At 65.7% G+C, this 15,999-nt stretch carries 13 protein-coding genes; 7 read left to right on the top strand and 6 right to left on the bottom strand.

The annotated features are described in order from the left end of the window. Window positions 1-107: 107 nt before the first annotated feature. From VL15_RS03170 to VL15_RS03180, 3 genes are all read right to left on the bottom strand, one after another. Entirely contained in the window at window positions 108-1,103 is a 996-nt protein-coding gene (locus VL15_RS03170; protein WP_048243068.1) for a zinc-dependent alcohol dehydrogenase family protein, read from the bottom strand. Window positions 1,104-1,164: 61 nt separating this feature from the next. Further along, window positions 1,165-1,467 (bottom strand): ArsR/SmtB family transcription factor, encoded by a 303-nt coding sequence (locus tag VL15_RS03175; RefSeq protein ID WP_048243069.1) that lies wholly within the window; start codon window positions 1,465-1,467, stop codon window positions 1,165-1,167. A 208-nt stretch (window positions 1,468-1,675) separates the two neighbouring features. Beyond that, a complete protein-coding gene (locus tag VL15_RS03180) occupies window positions 1,676-2,713 on the bottom strand; it encodes an aldo/keto reductase (protein ID WP_048243070.1) in 1,038 nt (345 codons plus the stop codon). A gap of 136 nt (window positions 2,714-2,849) precedes the next feature. Here VL15_RS03180 and VL15_RS03185 point away from each other — a divergent pair, with 136 nt between their 5' ends. After that, complete coding sequence (locus tag VL15_RS03185) at window positions 2,850-3,737, top strand: LysR family transcriptional regulator (RefSeq protein WP_048243071.1); 888 nt, start codon at window positions 2,850-2,852, stop codon at window positions 3,735-3,737. 13 nt (window positions 3,738-3,750) lie between these two features. Here VL15_RS03185 and VL15_RS03190 read toward each other — a convergent pair whose 3' ends face one another. Next, on the bottom strand, window positions 3,751-4,866 hold the full coding sequence (locus VL15_RS03190; RefSeq protein WP_048243072.1) for a hypothetical protein: 1,116 nt from the start codon (window positions 4,864-4,866) through the stop codon (window positions 3,751-3,753). Window positions 4,867-4,995: 129 nt separating this feature from the next. Here VL15_RS03190 and VL15_RS03195 point away from each other — a divergent pair, with 129 nt between their 5' ends. Beyond that, window positions 4,996-5,295, top strand: a complete 300-nt coding sequence (locus VL15_RS03195) for an ArsR/SmtB family transcription factor (protein ID WP_048243073.1) — start codon at window positions 4,996-4,998, stop codon at window positions 5,293-5,295. Window positions 5,296-5,324: 29 nt separating this feature from the next. Continuing rightward, the gene (locus tag VL15_RS03200; RefSeq protein ID WP_048243074.1) at window positions 5,325-6,677 is read left to right on the top strand and encodes a pyridoxal phosphate-dependent decarboxylase family protein; all 1,353 of its coding nucleotides are present in this window, start codon (window positions 5,325-5,327) and stop codon (window positions 6,675-6,677) included. 36 nt (window positions 6,678-6,713) lie between these two features. Here VL15_RS03200 and VL15_RS03205 read toward each other — a convergent pair whose 3' ends face one another. Beyond that, the gene (locus VL15_RS03205) at window positions 6,714-7,634 is read right to left on the bottom strand and encodes a LysR family transcriptional regulator (protein ID WP_048243075.1); all 921 of its coding nucleotides are present in this window, start codon (window positions 7,632-7,634) and stop codon (window positions 6,714-6,716) included. Window positions 7,635-7,778: 144 nt separating this feature from the next. On the opposite strand from VL15_RS03205, the gene VL15_RS03210 reads away from it, so the two are divergent. The 4 genes from VL15_RS03210 (at window position 7,779) to VL15_RS03225 (ending at window position 15,155) form a co-directional block, all read left to right on the top strand. Next, a complete protein-coding gene (locus tag VL15_RS03210) occupies window positions 7,779-9,002 on the top strand; it encodes a Zn-dependent hydrolase (RefSeq protein ID WP_048243076.1) in 1,224 nt (407 codons plus the stop codon). A gap of 119 nt (window positions 9,003-9,121) precedes the next feature. Then, entirely contained in the window at window positions 9,122-9,589 is a 468-nt protein-coding gene (locus VL15_RS03215; protein ID WP_048243077.1) for a cupin domain-containing protein, read from the top strand. 324 nt (window positions 9,590-9,913) lie between these two features. Then, window positions 9,914-12,382, top strand: coding sequence for a GH92 family glycosyl hydrolase (locus VL15_RS03220; RefSeq protein WP_048243078.1), 2,469 nt, complete (start codon window positions 9,914-9,916; stop codon window positions 12,380-12,382). Between the two features lie 103 nt (window positions 12,383-12,485). Further along, window positions 12,486-15,155, top strand: coding sequence for a GH92 family glycosyl hydrolase (locus VL15_RS03225; RefSeq protein ID WP_048243079.1), 2,670 nt, complete (start codon window positions 12,486-12,488; stop codon window positions 15,153-15,155). A gap of 58 nt (window positions 15,156-15,213) precedes the next feature. Here the strand turns inward: VL15_RS03225 and VL15_RS03230 are convergent, their stop codons facing one another. After that, the gene (locus VL15_RS03230; RefSeq protein ID WP_048243080.1) at window positions 15,214-15,888 is read right to left on the bottom strand and encodes an ArsR/SmtB family transcription factor; all 675 of its coding nucleotides are present in this window, start codon (window positions 15,886-15,888) and stop codon (window positions 15,214-15,216) included. Window positions 15,889-15,999 lie beyond the last annotated feature (111 nt).

Here is a 15,999-nt window from a genome sequence, read left to right on the forward strand (position 1 = left end):
ATAGGAAGTTCGGGGCGCGCTGGGTAGGCCCATGACGGTTGCGCTTTCTGGTGCCACGACGCATCCCGATCAGCGCGCTACGGTCGATATGTAAAAAAAGATCACGTTCATTGAGAACCGACGACGCTTTCGAGATGAGCTGACGGCCCGACTGCAATCGCGATTTTTCCTCGAACACCGTTGTTGGGACTCTCCAGTCGAGCATGGGCGAGCGGAATGTCGGCAAGGGAATAGACCGCGCCAACGTGCGGCCGCAGTTGGCCGCGCACAATCAACGCGCTCAACTCATCAAGCTTGCCGCGGTTTTGCCGTGTGAAGACGAAGTGATAACTCGCGTTCTTGCCCCAGGCCTGGATGACGTTTTGTGGCTGTGCAATATCCACGATCGTGACAACGCGGCCAAGTTGTGCGAGCGCGTCGGGGCTGCGCGACAAGGTGTTGCCGCCGATAGTGTCGAACACGACATCGACTCCGCGGCCATCCGTTTCCCGCGTGATGGCGTCGACATAATCGTCCTTTTCGTAGTCGATGACCACATCGGCCCCCAGACTTCGTGCGAACTCGACGTTTGCTTCGCGCACGGTCGTGAACACCCTTGCGCCCATGGCTTTTGCGAGCTGGATCGCCACATGGCCGACGCCTCCCGCGCCGCCGTGTACCAGAATGCTTTCCCCCACTCTCAGCGCCGCACGCACGACCAGTGCTTCCCACGCCGTCCCGCCAACCAGGGTCAGGCTTGCCGCCTCGAGATGGCTCAGCGATGGCGGCTTCTTCCCGATAATGCCTTCGGCTGCAACGTGGTATTCGGCATAACTGCCTGGGCCGTCGAAGATTTGCGGGGTGTACCAGACTTCGTCTCCTGGAGAGAAGGCCGTCACATCTGGCCCGACTGCTTCGACCACGCCTGATACGTCGTGTCCGGTAATGGCCGGCAGTGGCACCAGGTCGGAATAGTCGCCGCGTCGGACCTGGTAATCCAACGGATTGATGGAGGTTGCATGTACCCGGACCAGGACTTGTCCCGTGTGCGGCACCGGCTTGGGCACGTCGCAAAGTTCGAACGATTCCGGGCCGCCAAATGATTTGAGCATGAGTGCTTTCATTGCAAATCCTCGCTTCGATAAAAAGGGATATCGGGAATTATCGATTTAATGCGGCAAAAAATTACAGCGCTTTCCCAATGTGCTTGGCAAGGGCACTGATGGTTGCTTCGTTTCGCTTGTAGTAGGTCCATTGACCGATGCGCCTGACTTCGACCAGGCCTGCTCGTTGCAGCGTGGCAAGATAATCGGACACCGTCGACTGCGACAGTCCGACGCCTTCCTGGATACTGCTGACGCAGACGCCCACCGTGAGAACGTCCCCTTCATCCTGCGGAGGGAAGTTTTTCACGGGATCCTTCAAGCCTTGCAGGATTTCAAGGCGTGTCCGGTTCGAGAGGGCTTTGAATATTTCGAGCAATTCCATGGCGCGAGTATATCGAGATTTACCGATATGTCAATGCGAGAGCCAGCCGCCGTTTCGTGGCATCGGCCCGGTTCTGGCGCAACGCCCGGATGTGCAAGCCTTTCCTGGAATGGGAGACCGTCCCGGGTGCTTCGTCCGTCTCGGTTTCGGCGGCGGCAGCCCGGGTTCGATGCGCATCCGCGATGCGTCGTCGATCGGCCGTCGCCGCTCACCCGCGCATCGGCGGATTGAGCCGCGCGAACGCCTGTTGCCGGCGATACGGGAAGTACGGATACGGCGCTTCCACCGCGCTCGCCGCGTCGAGCGTCGCGACCTGCGCATCGGTCAGCGACCAGCCGACCGCGCCGAGGTTCTGGCGCAACTGTTCCTCGTTGCGCGCGCCGACGATCACCGACGACACGGTCGGCCGCTGCAGCAGCCAGTTCAGCGCGATCTGCGGCACGGTCTTGCCGGTTTCCTCCGCGATTGCGTCGAGCGCATCGACCACGTCGTACAGGCGTGCGTCGTCGACCGGCGGCCCGTAGCTGGCCGTTTCATGCAGGCGGCTGCCTTCGGGCAGCGGCGCGTTGCGGCGGATCTTGCCGGTGAGCCGGCCCCAGCCGAGCGGGCTCCACACGAGCGCGCCGAGCCCCTGGTCGGCGCCGAGCGGCATCAGGTCCCATTCGTAGTCGCGGCCGACGAGCGAGTAGTAGACCTGGTTCGCCACGTAGCGCGACCAGCCGTGCCGGTCGGCCGCCGCGAGCGACTTCATGATTTGCCAGCCCGCGAAATTCGACACGCCGATATAGCGCAGCTTGCCGGCGCGCACGAGATCGTCCAGCGTCGACATCACTTCCTCGACCGGTGTGCCCGCATCGAACGCGTGCAACTGCAGCAGGTCGATGGTGTCGGTGTCGAGGCGGCGCAAAGCGGCGTCGACGGCGCGCACGAGCCGCGCGCGCGACGTGCCCGCATCGTTCGGGCCGTCGCCGGTCGGCAAGCCCGTCTTCGTCGAGATCAGCACCTGATCGCGCCGCCCCTTGATCGCCGCGCCGAGCACGCGTTCGGATTCACCGTCCGAATACACGTCGGCCGTGTCGAACAGGTTGACGCCGGCTTCCAGGCAGATGTCGACCAGGCGGCGCGCTTCATCGACGCCGGTGTTGCCCCATGCGCCAAACAGCGGGCCGCTGCCGCCGAACGTGCCTGCGCCGAAGCTCAGCGCGGGAACCTTGAGGCCGGAGCGGCCGAGCGTACGGTATTCCATGTGCGTTTCCCTTGAATGGTGGTCGAAGCCCGGCGCGTGCCGGAGGGGCGCTCGTCGGCGGAATCACACTGTATCGCTTGCGGATATTTCAGATAATTGGGCAGACTTCGAAAATATCCTTCGGATAAGGCGAACAATGTTGCTCGATAACCTCGCGCTGTTCCTGCGCATCGTGGAGAAGGGCGGGCTGGCCGCGGCGGGCCGCGAGGCCGGCCTGTCGCCGGCCACGGTGTCCGAGCGGCTGGCGGCGCTCGAGCGCCATTACGGCGCCGCGCTGCTCACGCGCACGACGCGCGCGATCAGCCTGACCGACGAGGGTCGCACGCTCGTCGCGGGCGCGCGGCGCCTGCTGGCCGAGGCCGACGAACTCGAAAGCCGCGTGCGGGTGGGCGCGCAGACGCTATCGGGGCCCGTGCGCGTGAGCGCGCCGGCCGATCTCGGGCGCGAGCGCGTCGTGCCCGTCGTGGACGCGTTCCTGGCCGAGCATCCGGGCGTCACGATCGACCTGCATCTCGGCGACGGTTACGTCGATCTCGTCGGGCAGGGGCTCGATTTCGCGATCCGACGCGGCACGCTCGCGGACAGTTCGCTGCGCAGCCGTTCGCTCGGCCGAGCACGGCGCGTGGTGTGCGCGTCGCCCGCGTATCTCGCCGCGCACGGCACGCCGCGGCACCCGGACGATCTCGCCGCGCACGACTGCATCGTGATGCGTTTCGGGCCGGACCTGTATGCCGAGTGGCCGTTCAGCATCGATGGCGAACTGAAGCGTGTGATGGTGCGTGGCCGGCGTGTCGCCAATGACGGCGCGCTCGTGCGCGCATGGTGTGTCGCGGGGCACGGCGTCGCGCTGAAGTCGCTGGTCGACGTCGAACAGGATCTGGCGTCCGGTGCGCTCGTCGAGGTGCTGCGCGCGTTCTCGCCGGGCGACGTCGATTTGCAGATCGTCTATCCGGGCAGCGCCGTGCAGCCGCGGCGCGTGCGCGCGCTGATCGAGCGGCTGGCGCAGGCGCTGGCGGGGGCGTGACCGCAGGCCGGCGTTAGTCCCACCGCGACGTGTAGTCGGGGCCGCAGGCAATCTCGGCCGCGCGCGATTTCAGCATGGCGCGAGGCGCGAACCGTCTCACGGGCGGCTGTGCGGCGGCCCACTCGGGATAGACATTGCGCCACTTGTCGATCAACTCACCGCGGCTGGTTTCGCTGACGCTCGCGTGGTAGAGATCGCCCGACGGGTACGGCATCTTCGTCGGCGCGACGTAGTCGGGGAGCGTGGGCGCCTGGTCGATCCTGTTGCCGACGAGCGCGACGGCCGTCAGGTTCGGGAGCGTGCTCGACGCTTTTCGTATGCGGCGATACGTGCAGACCGGCGTGTCCGGCGTCTCGGCCGTCGCGGGTTCGTATGGCGGCGATTGTGTCGTCGTGGCCGGCAACGTGACCGCGAACAAATAGACGGGGCCGCGTTTCAGCGGTCCGATTTTGTCGTAGTACCGCAGCAGTTCGATGCCGGCGGGCCAGGTATAGGCGCGCCCGATGGTGGTATCGCTCTGAACGCTCTCGCCCGTGGACAGGATGGTCAGGTCGCCGCGCTCGTTCATGTGCACGAGCGGCTTTGAATCACCGCCTGTCGCGACATAGAGGATGCCGCGCTCGACGACCATCGCCGGCACCGGAAACGGCGGCGTGCCGCCGTGCTTGCCGGCGTTGCTATAGATGGAGTGAGCGAGCGCGGGCAGGTCGATTGCCCGGCGCAGGAAATGCTGCCCGCCATCGGTAGAGAGCCAGATGAACAGACGCGGGCATGCCTTGTCCTTGGCGACGCCGGTTTTGCATCGACTCGATGAATCCTGTCCGGCATAAATGACGATCGTTTCGGGATCGTCGCTGCGGAACATCGTGTATTCGATTTGCGCACCGGATGGGAAATCCGTCGATGTATGCCGTTCGCTGTCGACGAAGCGCCATTGGGTTGAGGAGAAGTTGCCGTTCACGACAGGTTCGGTCAGTAGCGCGCGATGCGCGCTGAACTGCATGAACGGGTAGGCCGGGCCGACAATAGGGCGCGGCTTGGGATCCGAAGCGGTCGCGCATGCGCCCAGCAATACGGAAACGGCTAGCGCGGCCACGACGCGCGCTTGTCGCAGTTTTCGATCGATCATGAATGGCCCCGATGGAATGAATGATCTTGTTGTTCGATGAATGGCGAATACTCTAACGCATCGCTCGTCCCGCTTGCCCACATTTCGTCATTTAGCTAATATTCAAAACGTCGAACGAAACCGCACCCCATGAACGACGTCACCCGCATCAGCGCACTGGCCAACGAAAGCCGTCTGGCCGTGATGCGCTGGCTCAAGCAGCCGCGCAAGCATTTCCCGCCGCAACCGCACGGCGATTTCGACGAGCTCGGCGTGTGCTGCACGTACATCACCGAGAAGCTCGGCATCGCGCCGGCCACGACCACACGCCACATGCGCATCCTCGCGGATGCCGGGCTCGTGCGTGCGACCCGCGTCGGCAAGTTCACGTACTACAAGCGGATCGACGCCGCGCTGCAGCAGCTCGGCCGCGATCTCTCGCAACTCTGATTCGACTGACCCTGACCGAGGCAACCGACATGGACGAACTTGCATTGCTGGCCGACGCCGACCGGCGCGCGCACGTGTATCTGGCCGCGACGAACGAGCGGCGCGCGTTTCCCGACGCGGCCGCGCTGGCCGGCCTCGCCGCGTTCGACGAGCCGCTGCCCGATGCGGGCCGCGCGGCAGACGACGTGCTGCGCCTGCTCGACGAGAACGGCTCGCCCGCGACCGTCGCGTCGAACGGCCCGAACTACTACGGCTTCGTGATCGGCGCGACGCTGCCGGCCGCGGCGGCGGCCGAGCGGCTGATGCTCGCGTGGGACCAGTGCGCGTCGTCTTACGCGAATTCGCCGGTGGCCGCGACGCTCGAGCGCCAGGCCGCGCGCTGGGTCGTCGACGCGCTCGCGCTGCCCGAAGGCAGCGCGGTCGGTTTCGGCACGAGCGCGACGGCGTGCACGCTCGTCGCGCTGGTGGCCGCGCGGCGTGCGCTGCTCGCGCGCAAGGGCTGGGACATCGACGAGGACGGCCTGATCGGCGCGCCCGAGGTGAAGGTCGTGATCTCCGAACTCGCGCATATCACGGTTAAGAAAGCGCTGCGCGTGCTCGGCTTCGGAATGAAGCGCATCGTCGTCGCGCCGGTCGACGCACATGGCCGCATCGATCCGGCGCAGTTGCCGCCGCTCGACGACATGACGATCCTCTGCGTGCAGGCCGGCGAAGTGAACACCGGCGAATTCGATCCGTTCGCGGCGCTGATTCCGCGTGCGAAGGCGGCCGGCGCCTGGGTGCACGTGGACGGCGCGTTCGGCCTGTGGGCACGCGCGTCGTCGAAGCGCGCGCTGACGGACGGCATCGACGGCGCGGACAGCTGGACCACTGACGGCCACAAGTGGCTCAACACACCGTACGACGGCGCGATGGTGATCTGCCGCGACGCAGCCGCGCTTGCCACCGCGATGAACAGCGATGCCGTTTACCTGAGCGGCGCGCACGACTCGCAGAAGAACCTGAACCTCGAATTCTCGCGGCGCGCGCGCGGCATCCCCGTGTGGGCCGCGCTGCGCTCGCTCGGCCGTGCCGGGTTGGCCACGATGATCGAGCGGCATTGCGCGCAGGCCTCGCGTGTCTCCGACGGCTTGCGTGCGGCCGGCTACGACGTGCTGAACCGCGTCGTGCTGAATCAGGTGCTGGTGCGCGCCGGCACCGACGACGAGACCGTCGCGATCCGCGAGGCCGCGCAGGATTCGGGCGACGTGTGGTTCGGCGCGACCGTGTGGCAGGGGCGGCCGGCGTTCCGGATCAGCGTGTCGTCGTGGCGCACCGAAGACGCGCACATCGATCGTCTCGTTGCGTTGCTGACGGAGCTGCGCGGCGTGCACGTGCGCTGAGCGGCGGCGGCGCGACATTCGCGTCGCCGGCTTCCGTCACCGGCCGCCGTCCTGGTCCGAAATGGTTGCGGACGCAGCCTTCAGGCATTCGATGAAATGCAGCGCGGCCGGCGTTGGCAACGCATGCCGCCGCATCACGATCGCGACCGTCAACGCCGGCAGCGGCTCGACGAGATTCAACGCGACGATCCCGCGCGACTTGTGCTCGACGTCGGCGAGCGGCCGGGCGAACACGCCGAGTGCGTCCGTCTGCGATACGAGCCCGAGCGTCGCGGCAAACGACGGGCAGTGAATCACCCGCTTCGGCATGTCGATACCGAGCGGCATGAAGATCGAGCGGACCAGATCGTCTCCTTCCTCCCCGTAGCGCGGCACGCACCATTGCGCATCGCCGAGCTCGCGCAACGAGCGGGCGCGTGCGAGCCGATGCCGTCTTCTTGCCACGACCGCGAACACCGTCCTGAACAACGGAATGCTGGCGAATTCGTCGGTATCCGGTATCGCGTTCGATAACTGATGCGTAACGATGAAATCGAGCGTGCCGTCGCGCAGCCGCGCGAGATCCGTCGCGGTCAGCGCATCGTCGACGTTCACGGTCGCACCGGGCAGATCGCGCGTGAACGCGTCGAACGCGCGCGGCAGGATGGTCAGCGCGACGGTCGGACTGACCGCGATCGACACCGATCCCGTCGTGCCCAGCCGCAGCTGCTCGATTTCGTCGTGCGTGCGCTGGATCTCCTCGGCGATCAGCCGCGCGCGAATCGCCAGCGCGCTGCCGTAATCGGTCAGCGCGATACCCTTGACGCTGCGCATGACGAGCGGCACGCCCAGCTCGAGTTCGAGCTCGCGCACGATGCTGCTGATGGCCGGTTGCGTGACGCCGAGCGCGCGCGCCGCGCCGCGGATGGTGCGGTGCTCGGCGACCGCGAGAAAGGCATCGAGCTGCTTGAGCTTCATGGGTGAACGGTCCGATCGCGAAGGAAACGCGGGGTTCCGGGCGGAACACCGGGTGACAAGAAAAAATTATCGTTCACAACAAACTCTTGGATTTTTCTTGTCGGATCGAGTGTATATGCTCGGTGTTTTTAAGGAGCGGTCACGATGATTTTCGCTAACCGGCAAAGACTGTGGGATTCGTTGATGGAGATGGCGACGATAGGCGCGACCGCGCACGGCGGCAGTTGCCGGCTCGCGCTGAGCGACGACGACGTGCTGGGCCGGCGTCGTTTCATCCGCTGGTGCGAGGAAGCCGGTTGCGAGATCCGCATCGATCCGATCGGCAACGTGTTCGCGCGCCGGCCGGGTACGCAGCCCGACGCACCGGCCGTGATGTGCGGCAGCCATCTCGACACGCAGCCGCTCGGCGGCCGCTTCGACGGCGTCTATGGCGTGCTCGCCGGCCTCGAGGCCATTCGCATGTTGAACGAGCACGGCATCGCGACGCGCCATCCGATCGACGTCGTCGCATGGACCAACGAAGAGGGATCGCGCTTCACGCCGGGCATGATGGGCTCGGCCGTCTATGCCGGCACGCTGGATCTCGCGTATGCACTGGCCCGGCCCTGCATGCAGACGGGTGTGCTGCTCGGCGACGAACTCGCGCGCACCGGTTTCGCCGGCCCCGAGCGCGAGCGCCAGATGCCCAAGGCCTATTTCGAAGCGCATATCGAACAAGGGCCGGTGCTGGAGCAGGCCGGTTTGCCGATCGGCGTCGTGACGGGCGTGCAGGGCATCTACGAACTCGACGTCACGGTGACCGGGTTCGAGTCGCATGCGGGCACGACGCCGATGAGCGTGCGCAAGGACGCGATGGGTGCGGCGGCCGCGATGATCGCGGCGATCGTCGAGCATGGTCACGAATTCGATGCCGATGCGCGCGTGACTGTCGGGCATGTCGCGTGCCAGCCGAACTCGCCGAGCACGATACCCGGCAAGGTCAGGTTCAGCGTCGACGTGCGTCACCCGTCGCAGCCGGCGCTGCAGCGGCTCGTCGCCGACATCGAGGCGATCTGCCTGCAGCGCACCGCGCTGCGCGGCGCGAGCGTGCAGGTGCAGACCATCGCTGAATACGCGCCGGTGGCGTTCGATGCAGCGTGCGTCGCGCGCGTTCGGCAGGCAGCGGCCGCGGCCGGTTATCCGTATCTGGAGATGTGCAGCGGCGCGGGGCATGACGCGGTGAACCTGTCGTACGTCGCTCCGACGGCGATGGTGTTCGTGCCGTGCAAGGCCGGACTGAGCCACAACGAGGCGGAAGATGCCGATCCGGTGCATCTCGCGCAAGGCGCGTCGGTGCTGGCGAACCTGCTGGCCGATTGCGCGCGCTAGCCGCGCGGCATGGCGGTGCCGGTGGCGCGCTTGCAGCCGTGAAAATATCGGACAATAGCCGTTACGCGCGCCGCGTCGGCGCCGCGTTCAACCGAAGCATTCACGCTTGCGAGATCCCCATGTCGACGACACCTCACCGGGAGCTTCTGAAGGCTGCCGACATCGCGAAGATGGAACCGACGCGTGCGGTTCATTCGTTGAATCCCAATGCCGTCAGGCTCAAAAGGCAGCTCAGCGACCTGACGGGCCTGACGCAGTTCGGCGTCCATCTGCTCACGCTGATGCCCGGCCACGAGTCGGCCGAGTATCACCGTCACCTGTATGAAGAAGAATGCGTGTACGTGCTGTCCGGCACGGGCACGGTCACGATCGGCGAATGCCCTTACGATGTCGGGCCCGGCGATTTCATCGGCTTCCCGCGCGGCGGTGAAGCGCACACGCTGCAGAACACGGGCGACGTGCCGCTCGAAATGCTCGTGGCCGGGCAGCGGCTCGAACACGACGTATGCGAATACCCGAGAATCGGCAAGCGGCTGTACGTGGCCGGCGAACTCGAGGATTACGTCGATCTGCCGAAACAGCGGTAATCGGATTCGCGACACCCTAAACACTGAATAAAAATCGGTATAAATGAATTTTGTTTAGATAAACAAAATAAAAATTCGTAAAAATACGGGGTAGTGAAAACCCGTTTATTTGGGCACGCTTGTGCCCATTGTTCGTTCCTGGGCGCCGGTATTTCGACATGCCGGCGCGTATTTTTTCCAGGCACCCGAAGGCGGAAATAAATACATGTGTCCGGGATTTTCGACCGATTGGCCGGGCAGGCGACACGTCACGAAAAAATTCCTGATCTAAAGATAAGTAGTTCGAAACAATGGCTTGATTCAAGAACGATACGGAGACAAGCGATGTCGAGGAACTGGGGGTTGGGAACGGCGCTGCTGGCGCTGTGCGTTGCCGTGACTTCATGCGGCGGCGATGGCGATTCACCGTCGGCGGCGGCCGCAAACCTGTCGGCCGCTGCGCGAGCGCAGGGCAACGAAAACGGCAACGCCGGCGGTAACGACAACAGCAACGGCAACGAGAACGGCAACGGTGCTTCGAAGAAGAACGCCGACATCCGCGTCGTCCAGTACGTCAATCCGTTGATCGGCACCGACTACGCCACCGATCAGCCGGCCGACCCGGTCGGCTCGGGCCTGGGCGGCGGCACGTTCCCGGGCCCGACGGTGCCGTTCGGGATGATGCAATGGAGCCCGATGACGCCCACCGCGCAGTACGACTCGCGCAAGGGCGACGGCTCAGGCTTCTCCGGCGGCTACTGGTACGGCGATACCGCGATCAATGCGTTCAGCGTGCTGCACCTGAGCGGCACCGGCTGCTGGGCGAACGGCGGTTACCTGAACGTGATGCCGCAGCTTGCGCCCGGCGACGCCGGCACGCCCGCGAGCTTCAGTCATGCGAACGAAACCGTGCAGGCCGGCTATTACGGCGTCACGCTCGGCAACGGCATCAAGGCCGAGCTGACGACGACGGTACGCACCGGCTTCGCGCGCTTCACGTATCCGGCGCTCGCGCAGGGCCAGCAGGCGACCATCGCGATCGATCCGACCGTGCAGAACAACCGCTCGCAGGGCTCGACGGCGGATACGGTGAAACAGGTCGGCGATCGCGCGCTGTCCGGCACGATCGCGGGCAGCGGCTTCTGCTGGGCGGGGCATGCGGTGCCGCTCTACTACTACGCGGAGTTCAGCCAGCCGTTCGCGGCGAAGCCGTCGCTGACCGCCAACAGCCCGCTCGCCGTGACATTCGCGGTCGACAAGCAGCACCCGGCCGTGATGATGAAGCTCGGCATTTCGTTCGTCAGCGAAGCGAACGCGAAAGCGAACCTCGACGCGGAAAATCCGGGCAGCGATGCGCACGGCCGCGCGGGCTGGCATTTCGACAAGGTGCGAAGCGTGGCGAGCGCCGCGTGGAACGCGCGCCTGAACGCGATCCAGGTGAAGGGCGGCAGCGACGCCGACAAGACGAAGTTCTACACCGCGCTCTATCACGCATCGTTGCATCCGAACGTGTTCAACGACGTGAACGGCCAGTATCCGGACTTCTACGCGTCGAACGGCGCATCGACCGCGCCGACGCGTCAGGTCGACAAAGGCCGCACGATGTACGCGAACTTCTCCGGCTGGGACATCGACCGCTCGTTCATCCAGTTGCAGGCGCTGCTCGATCCGGTGCGCACCAGCGACATCGTGCAGTCGCTCGTGCTCGATGCGACCGCGTGCGGCGCGTTCCCGCGCTGGGCGTATTTCAATACGGAGACGGCCGTGATGCCCGGCGATGCGGGCTCGATCATCGCCGCGAACGCGTATGCATTCGGCGCGACGAACTTCGACACGCAGCGCGCGCTGTCGATCATGAAGAACAGCACGGCACCGGGCGCCGCGTGCGCCGGCACGCCGGTGATGGGCAGCCGCGCGGATTACGACCGGCTCGGCTACGTGCCGTCGTCGGGCTCGGGCGACAACCAGACCGCATCGAACACGCTCGAATACGCGGTGCGCGATTTCGCGGTGTCGCGCTTCGCGACGGCGCTCGGCGATACGGTGACGGCCGGCGCGCTGCTGAAGTCGAGCGGCAACTGGCAGAACCTGTTCGACAGGAACGCGATCCAGCCGAAGACGTCGGCGGGCGCGTGGGTCACCGACGGCACCGGCTTCATGGAAGGCAACTCGGAGCAGTACACGTGGTACGTGCCGCACGATCTCGGCGGCGTGGTCGCGCAGGCCGGCGGTGCCGCGTCGGTCGTCAACCGGCTCGACACGTTCTTCACGCACCTGAACATCGGCACCGTGCAGCCGTATTTCTACGTCGGCAACGAAGTGACGATGGCCGTGCCGTGGGTCTATGCGTGGGCCGGTGCGCCGTCGCATACGCAGCGTGTGCTGCACGCGTCGCTCGCGAACGAGTTCGGCACCGGCGCGGCGGGCCTGCCCGGCAACGACGATCTCGGCGCGATCTCGGGCTGGTACGTGTGGGCCACGCTGGGCCTCTATCCGGTCGTGCCGGGCGTGAGCGGCGTCGCGGTGTCGAGCCCGCAGTTCGAGAAGATCGACGTGCGCGTCGGGCAGATGGACGGCAGCTACCGCCTGCTGCGGATCGCCGCGCCTGGCGCGGGTTCTGCCGACACCGCGTCGTTCTACGTGAAATCCCTGCGGCTGAACGGCGCACCTCATTCGGCAGCATGGCTGCCGCTCGAGAAGATCGCGAAGGGCGGCACGCTGTCGTACGCGATGACGGCGGACGCGGCGGCCGCGACGTGGGGCACCGATGCATCCGTGATGCCGTCGTTCCCGCAGGCGGCGAGCGCGCCGTAAGTCGCGAACGGCGCAACGCATTCAGCACAGGTTGCAGACGGAGGCGGTTCAACGAGCGGTTCTTGCCAACAGGATCGACGCAAAGAAAGGGAGGGACGAACGAATGAAGCTACGTCATGTGGTGGGTATCGGATGCCTTGCCGTGTTGTCGGGTTGCGGGGGCGATCAGGCTTCGACGGATGCGAGCGTGCTCGCGCAGATGTCGAACGCCGCCGGATCGGGATCGTCGCAGGGGAACCAGAACGATCAGGGCGATCAGAACGACCAGGGCGAGAACGGCGGCGCCGGCAAGCGGTCGGTGCTGCGCAGCGTCGATCCGATGATCGGCACTGCGAATCTCGACATCAACGCGGACTGGAGCAGCGGCGTTCGGGGCCACGGCCACGTGTTCCCGGGCGCGACCGTGCCGTTCGGGATGGTGCAGCTTGGGCCGGACACGACCGGCGGCGCGCATACGCTGCCGTGGAACTGGGATCGCACGTCGGGCTACCAGTACGACGATCCGCTCATCACCGGCTTCACGCATACGCACCTGTCGGGCACCGGCATCGGCTCGGGCGGCGAAGTGCGGTTCCTGCCGACGCTGGCGCCGGTCGACAAGGCGACGCTGGCCAAGGTGGCCGCCGATGCATCGATCACCTACAACGCGTCGTTCAAGCACGACGACGAAAGCGCGAGCCCCGGCTACTACCGCGTGCGGATGTCGCCGGTCGGCAGCGGCAACACGCCGTGGAACGTGCAGGGCGCGAAGATCCTCGCGGAGATGACGGCAACTTCGCACGCGGGCGTGCATCGCTATACGTATTTCCCGAGCGCGGCCGGACAGCAGCGCAGCATGATCGTGAGTATCGACAATCCGATCGGCGGGTCGACCGCGAGCGGCAGGATCCAGGTCATCGACGCACAGACGATCGCCGGATGGGAGATCACGAACAACTGGGCGAACAACAAGCCGACGTATTTCGTCGCGCGTTTCTCGAAGCCGTTCGATACGAAGAACGTCGCGTTCAGCGCGGACGGTTTCAAGGCGTACCTGACGTTCGCGGCCGACGGTAACGATGGCCGCGGCGCGGTCACCGTGAAGGTCGGCATCTCGCCGTCGAGCATCGCGGATGCGCAGGCCAATCTCGCATCGGAAGTCGGCGCGAAGACGTTCGACCAGGTGCGCGGCGCGGCCGAGCGCGTGTGGAGCGCCGCGCTCGACCGGATCCGGATCAAGGGCGGCAGCGCCGATCAGCGGACGATGTTCTACACGTCGCTGTATCGCACGATGCTCGCGCCGACCGTCTACAACAACGCGGACGGCAGCTACGTCGGCACGGATTCGATCAACGACGGCACGACGTCGCCGCCGACGACGAGCAAGCACGCGAACCCGGGCTTCGACTATTCGTCGACGTTCTCGCTGTGGGACACCTTCCGCGCCGAATCGCCGTTGATGACGCTGGTGCAGCCCGAGCGCGTCGACGGCTGGGTCAAGTCGCTGCTGACGCAGTTCAAGCAGAACGGCAAGGGCGAGTTGCCGGTGTGGCCGCTGGCGCAAACGGAAACCTTCACGATGGCCGGCCACCCGTCGATTCCGATGATCGCGGATGCGTATCTGAAGCATCTGACGAGCGCGGGCATCGACGACATCTGGACCGCGTTGACGACGACCCAGAGCGCGAGCGCGCACGGCTTCGACCAGTATCGTCAGAACGGCTACGTGTACGCCGGCGACAACGCATCGGTGTCGACCACGCAGGACTATTCGTTCGACGACTGGGCGACGGCCGCGGTCGGCAAGGCAGCGGGCAAGAGCACGGCCGACTACCGGCCTTACCTGCAACGGAGCCAGAACTACCGGAACGTGTTCAACCCGGTGCTGAACAACGGCTGGAAGTTTGCGCAGCCGAAGGACGCGCAGGGCAACTGGGTGGCGGGCTTCGATCCGACGGCCGCCGAGAAAACCGACTTCTCCGAATCGAATTCGTGGGTCGATACGTGGAACATCTTCCACGACTTGCCCGGCCTCGTCGCGCTGCTGGGCGGGAAGAGCCAGTTCATCGCGCAACTCGACCGCACGTTCGATCCGGCCAACCCGCTGACCTTCCTCAATAACCAGGGCTTTCCGGACCTGACCGGCCGCAGCGGCCAGTTCTTCGCGGGGAACGAGCCGGCGAATCACCTGCCGTACCTGTACGACGTCGCGGGCATGCCGTCGAAGACGCAGGACCGCGTTCGCACGGTGATGGACGACATGTACTCGCTGACGCTGACGGCGGGCGACCGTGCATTGCTGAGCGGCGACAGCCTGAAGGCCGCGCTCGACGATCCGAGGCGCGTGCGCAACTCCGCCATTCCCGGCAACGACGATTGCGGCCAGCTTTCCGCGTGGTACGTGCTGTCCGCGCTCGGCATCTATTCGCTGAACCCGGTGGGCGGCGTGTTTTACCTCGGCACACCGCTGTTCGAGGAAGCGACGATCGACATCCCGGTTGCGTCGGGCGGCGGGGCGAGCGGCGCGTTGAAGTTCGGCGCGACGCGGCGCTTCAAGGTGACCGCGCATACGGCCAGCGGCGGCGCACCGTCGGCGGTCAATCGCTACGTTCAATCGGTCAGCCTGAACGGCACGCCGCTGCACCGGCCGTACATCACGTACGACGAGATGAAGGCCGGCGGCAAGCTCGACTTCGTGATGGGGGCGACGCCGAATGATGCGTGGGTCGGCACGTGGAACGGGCAGGATCCAAACAGCGTGCTTGCGCCGTCGCTGGCGTTGACCAGCAAGTAGCGGGAAGTAGCAGCAGGCAGCAGCAAGCGGCCCGCTTCGACGCGGGCCGCATTTTCCTTCACTCCGCGGCGTCGGTCTCGACCGCGAGGCCGGCCGCCTTCCACTCCGGAAACCCGTCTTCCAGCCGCGTGGCCTTGAAGCCGCGCGCGCGCAACGCGGCAACGGCCTCGAACGCGAACACGCAGTACGGGCCGCGGCAATACGCGACGATCTCCGTGTCGGCCGGCAATTCGCCGAGGCGCGCTTCGAGGTCGCTCAACGGAATGTTCACCGCGCCGGGCAGGTGCCCGAGTGCGAATTCGTCGTGCGGTCGCACGTCCAGCAGCGTGACGAGTCCGTCGGCCAGCCGCGCGGTCAGCTCGCCGCGCGACACCGGCTCCAGCGCATCGCGCGCGTGGAAATAATCGCCCAGCACCTGGTTGACCTCGGCGACATTGCGCTCGCCGACGCGGCCGAGCGCCTTCATCAGCACGACGACCTCGCTGTCGCCGGCGAGGCGGTACACGATGTGCTTGCCGCGCCGCTCGGTATCGACGAGACGCGCGCGCCGCAGGATCTGCAGGTGCCGCGACGTGTTCGCGAACGTCATCCCCGACAGTGCCGTCAGTTCCTCGACCGACCGCTCGCGCTGCGCGAGATGTTCGAGCAACTCGAGCCGGTTCGGGTGGCCGATCGCCTGCGCGACCTCGGCGAGGCTCGCATAGATCGCTTGCTTGGGTCCCGTGCTTGACACGTGGCCTCTCCTCGATCAATCATTCATCAAATTGATTGAATGTTACTGCATTCGCGGGATGGGAGCAATCCGATGATCGTCAGACAATTCCTGCCGCCCGATCCGGGAGGT

This window comes from Burkholderia cepacia (assembly GCF_001039005.1).
Lineage (GTDB): Bacteria > Pseudomonadota > Gammaproteobacteria > Burkholderiales > Burkholderiaceae > Burkholderia > Burkholderia theae.

What these genes read in the sequence shown, in the direction of transcription:
- VL15_RS03170 (WP_048243068.1), bottom strand. Translation starts at nt 1,103, where the DNA reads ATGAAAGCACTCATGCTCAAATCATTTGGCGGCCCGGAATCGTTCGAA.
- VL15_RS03175 (WP_048243069.1), bottom strand. Translation starts at nt 1,467, where the DNA reads ATGGAATTGCTCGAAATATTCAAAGCCCTCTCGAACCGGACACGCCTT.
- VL15_RS03180 (WP_048243070.1), bottom strand. Translation starts at nt 2,713, where the DNA reads ATGGAATACCGTACGCTCGGCCGCTCCGGCCTCAAGGTTCCCGCGCTG.
- VL15_RS03185 (WP_048243071.1), top strand. Translation starts at nt 2,850, where the DNA reads ATGTTGCTCGATAACCTCGCGCTGTTCCTGCGCATCGTGGAGAAGGGC.
- VL15_RS03190 (WP_048243072.1), bottom strand. Translation starts at nt 4,866, where the DNA reads ATGATCGATCGAAAACTGCGACAAGCGCGCGTCGTGGCCGCGCTAGCC.
- VL15_RS03195 (WP_048243073.1), top strand. Translation starts at nt 4,996, where the DNA reads ATGAACGACGTCACCCGCATCAGCGCACTGGCCAACGAAAGCCGTCTG.
- VL15_RS03200 (WP_048243074.1), top strand. Translation starts at nt 5,325, where the DNA reads ATGGACGAACTTGCATTGCTGGCCGACGCCGACCGGCGCGCGCACGTG.
- VL15_RS03205 (WP_048243075.1), bottom strand. Translation starts at nt 7,634, where the DNA reads ATGAAGCTCAAGCAGCTCGATGCCTTTCTCGCGGTCGCCGAGCACCGC.
- VL15_RS03210 (WP_048243076.1), top strand. Translation starts at nt 7,779, where the DNA reads ATGATTTTCGCTAACCGGCAAAGACTGTGGGATTCGTTGATGGAGATG.
- VL15_RS03215 (WP_048243077.1), top strand. Translation starts at nt 9,122, where the DNA reads ATGTCGACGACACCTCACCGGGAGCTTCTGAAGGCTGCCGACATCGCG.
- VL15_RS03220 (WP_048243078.1), top strand. Translation starts at nt 9,914, where the DNA reads ATGTCGAGGAACTGGGGGTTGGGAACGGCGCTGCTGGCGCTGTGCGTT.
- VL15_RS03225 (WP_048243079.1), top strand. Translation starts at nt 12,486, where the DNA reads ATGAAGCTACGTCATGTGGTGGGTATCGGATGCCTTGCCGTGTTGTCG.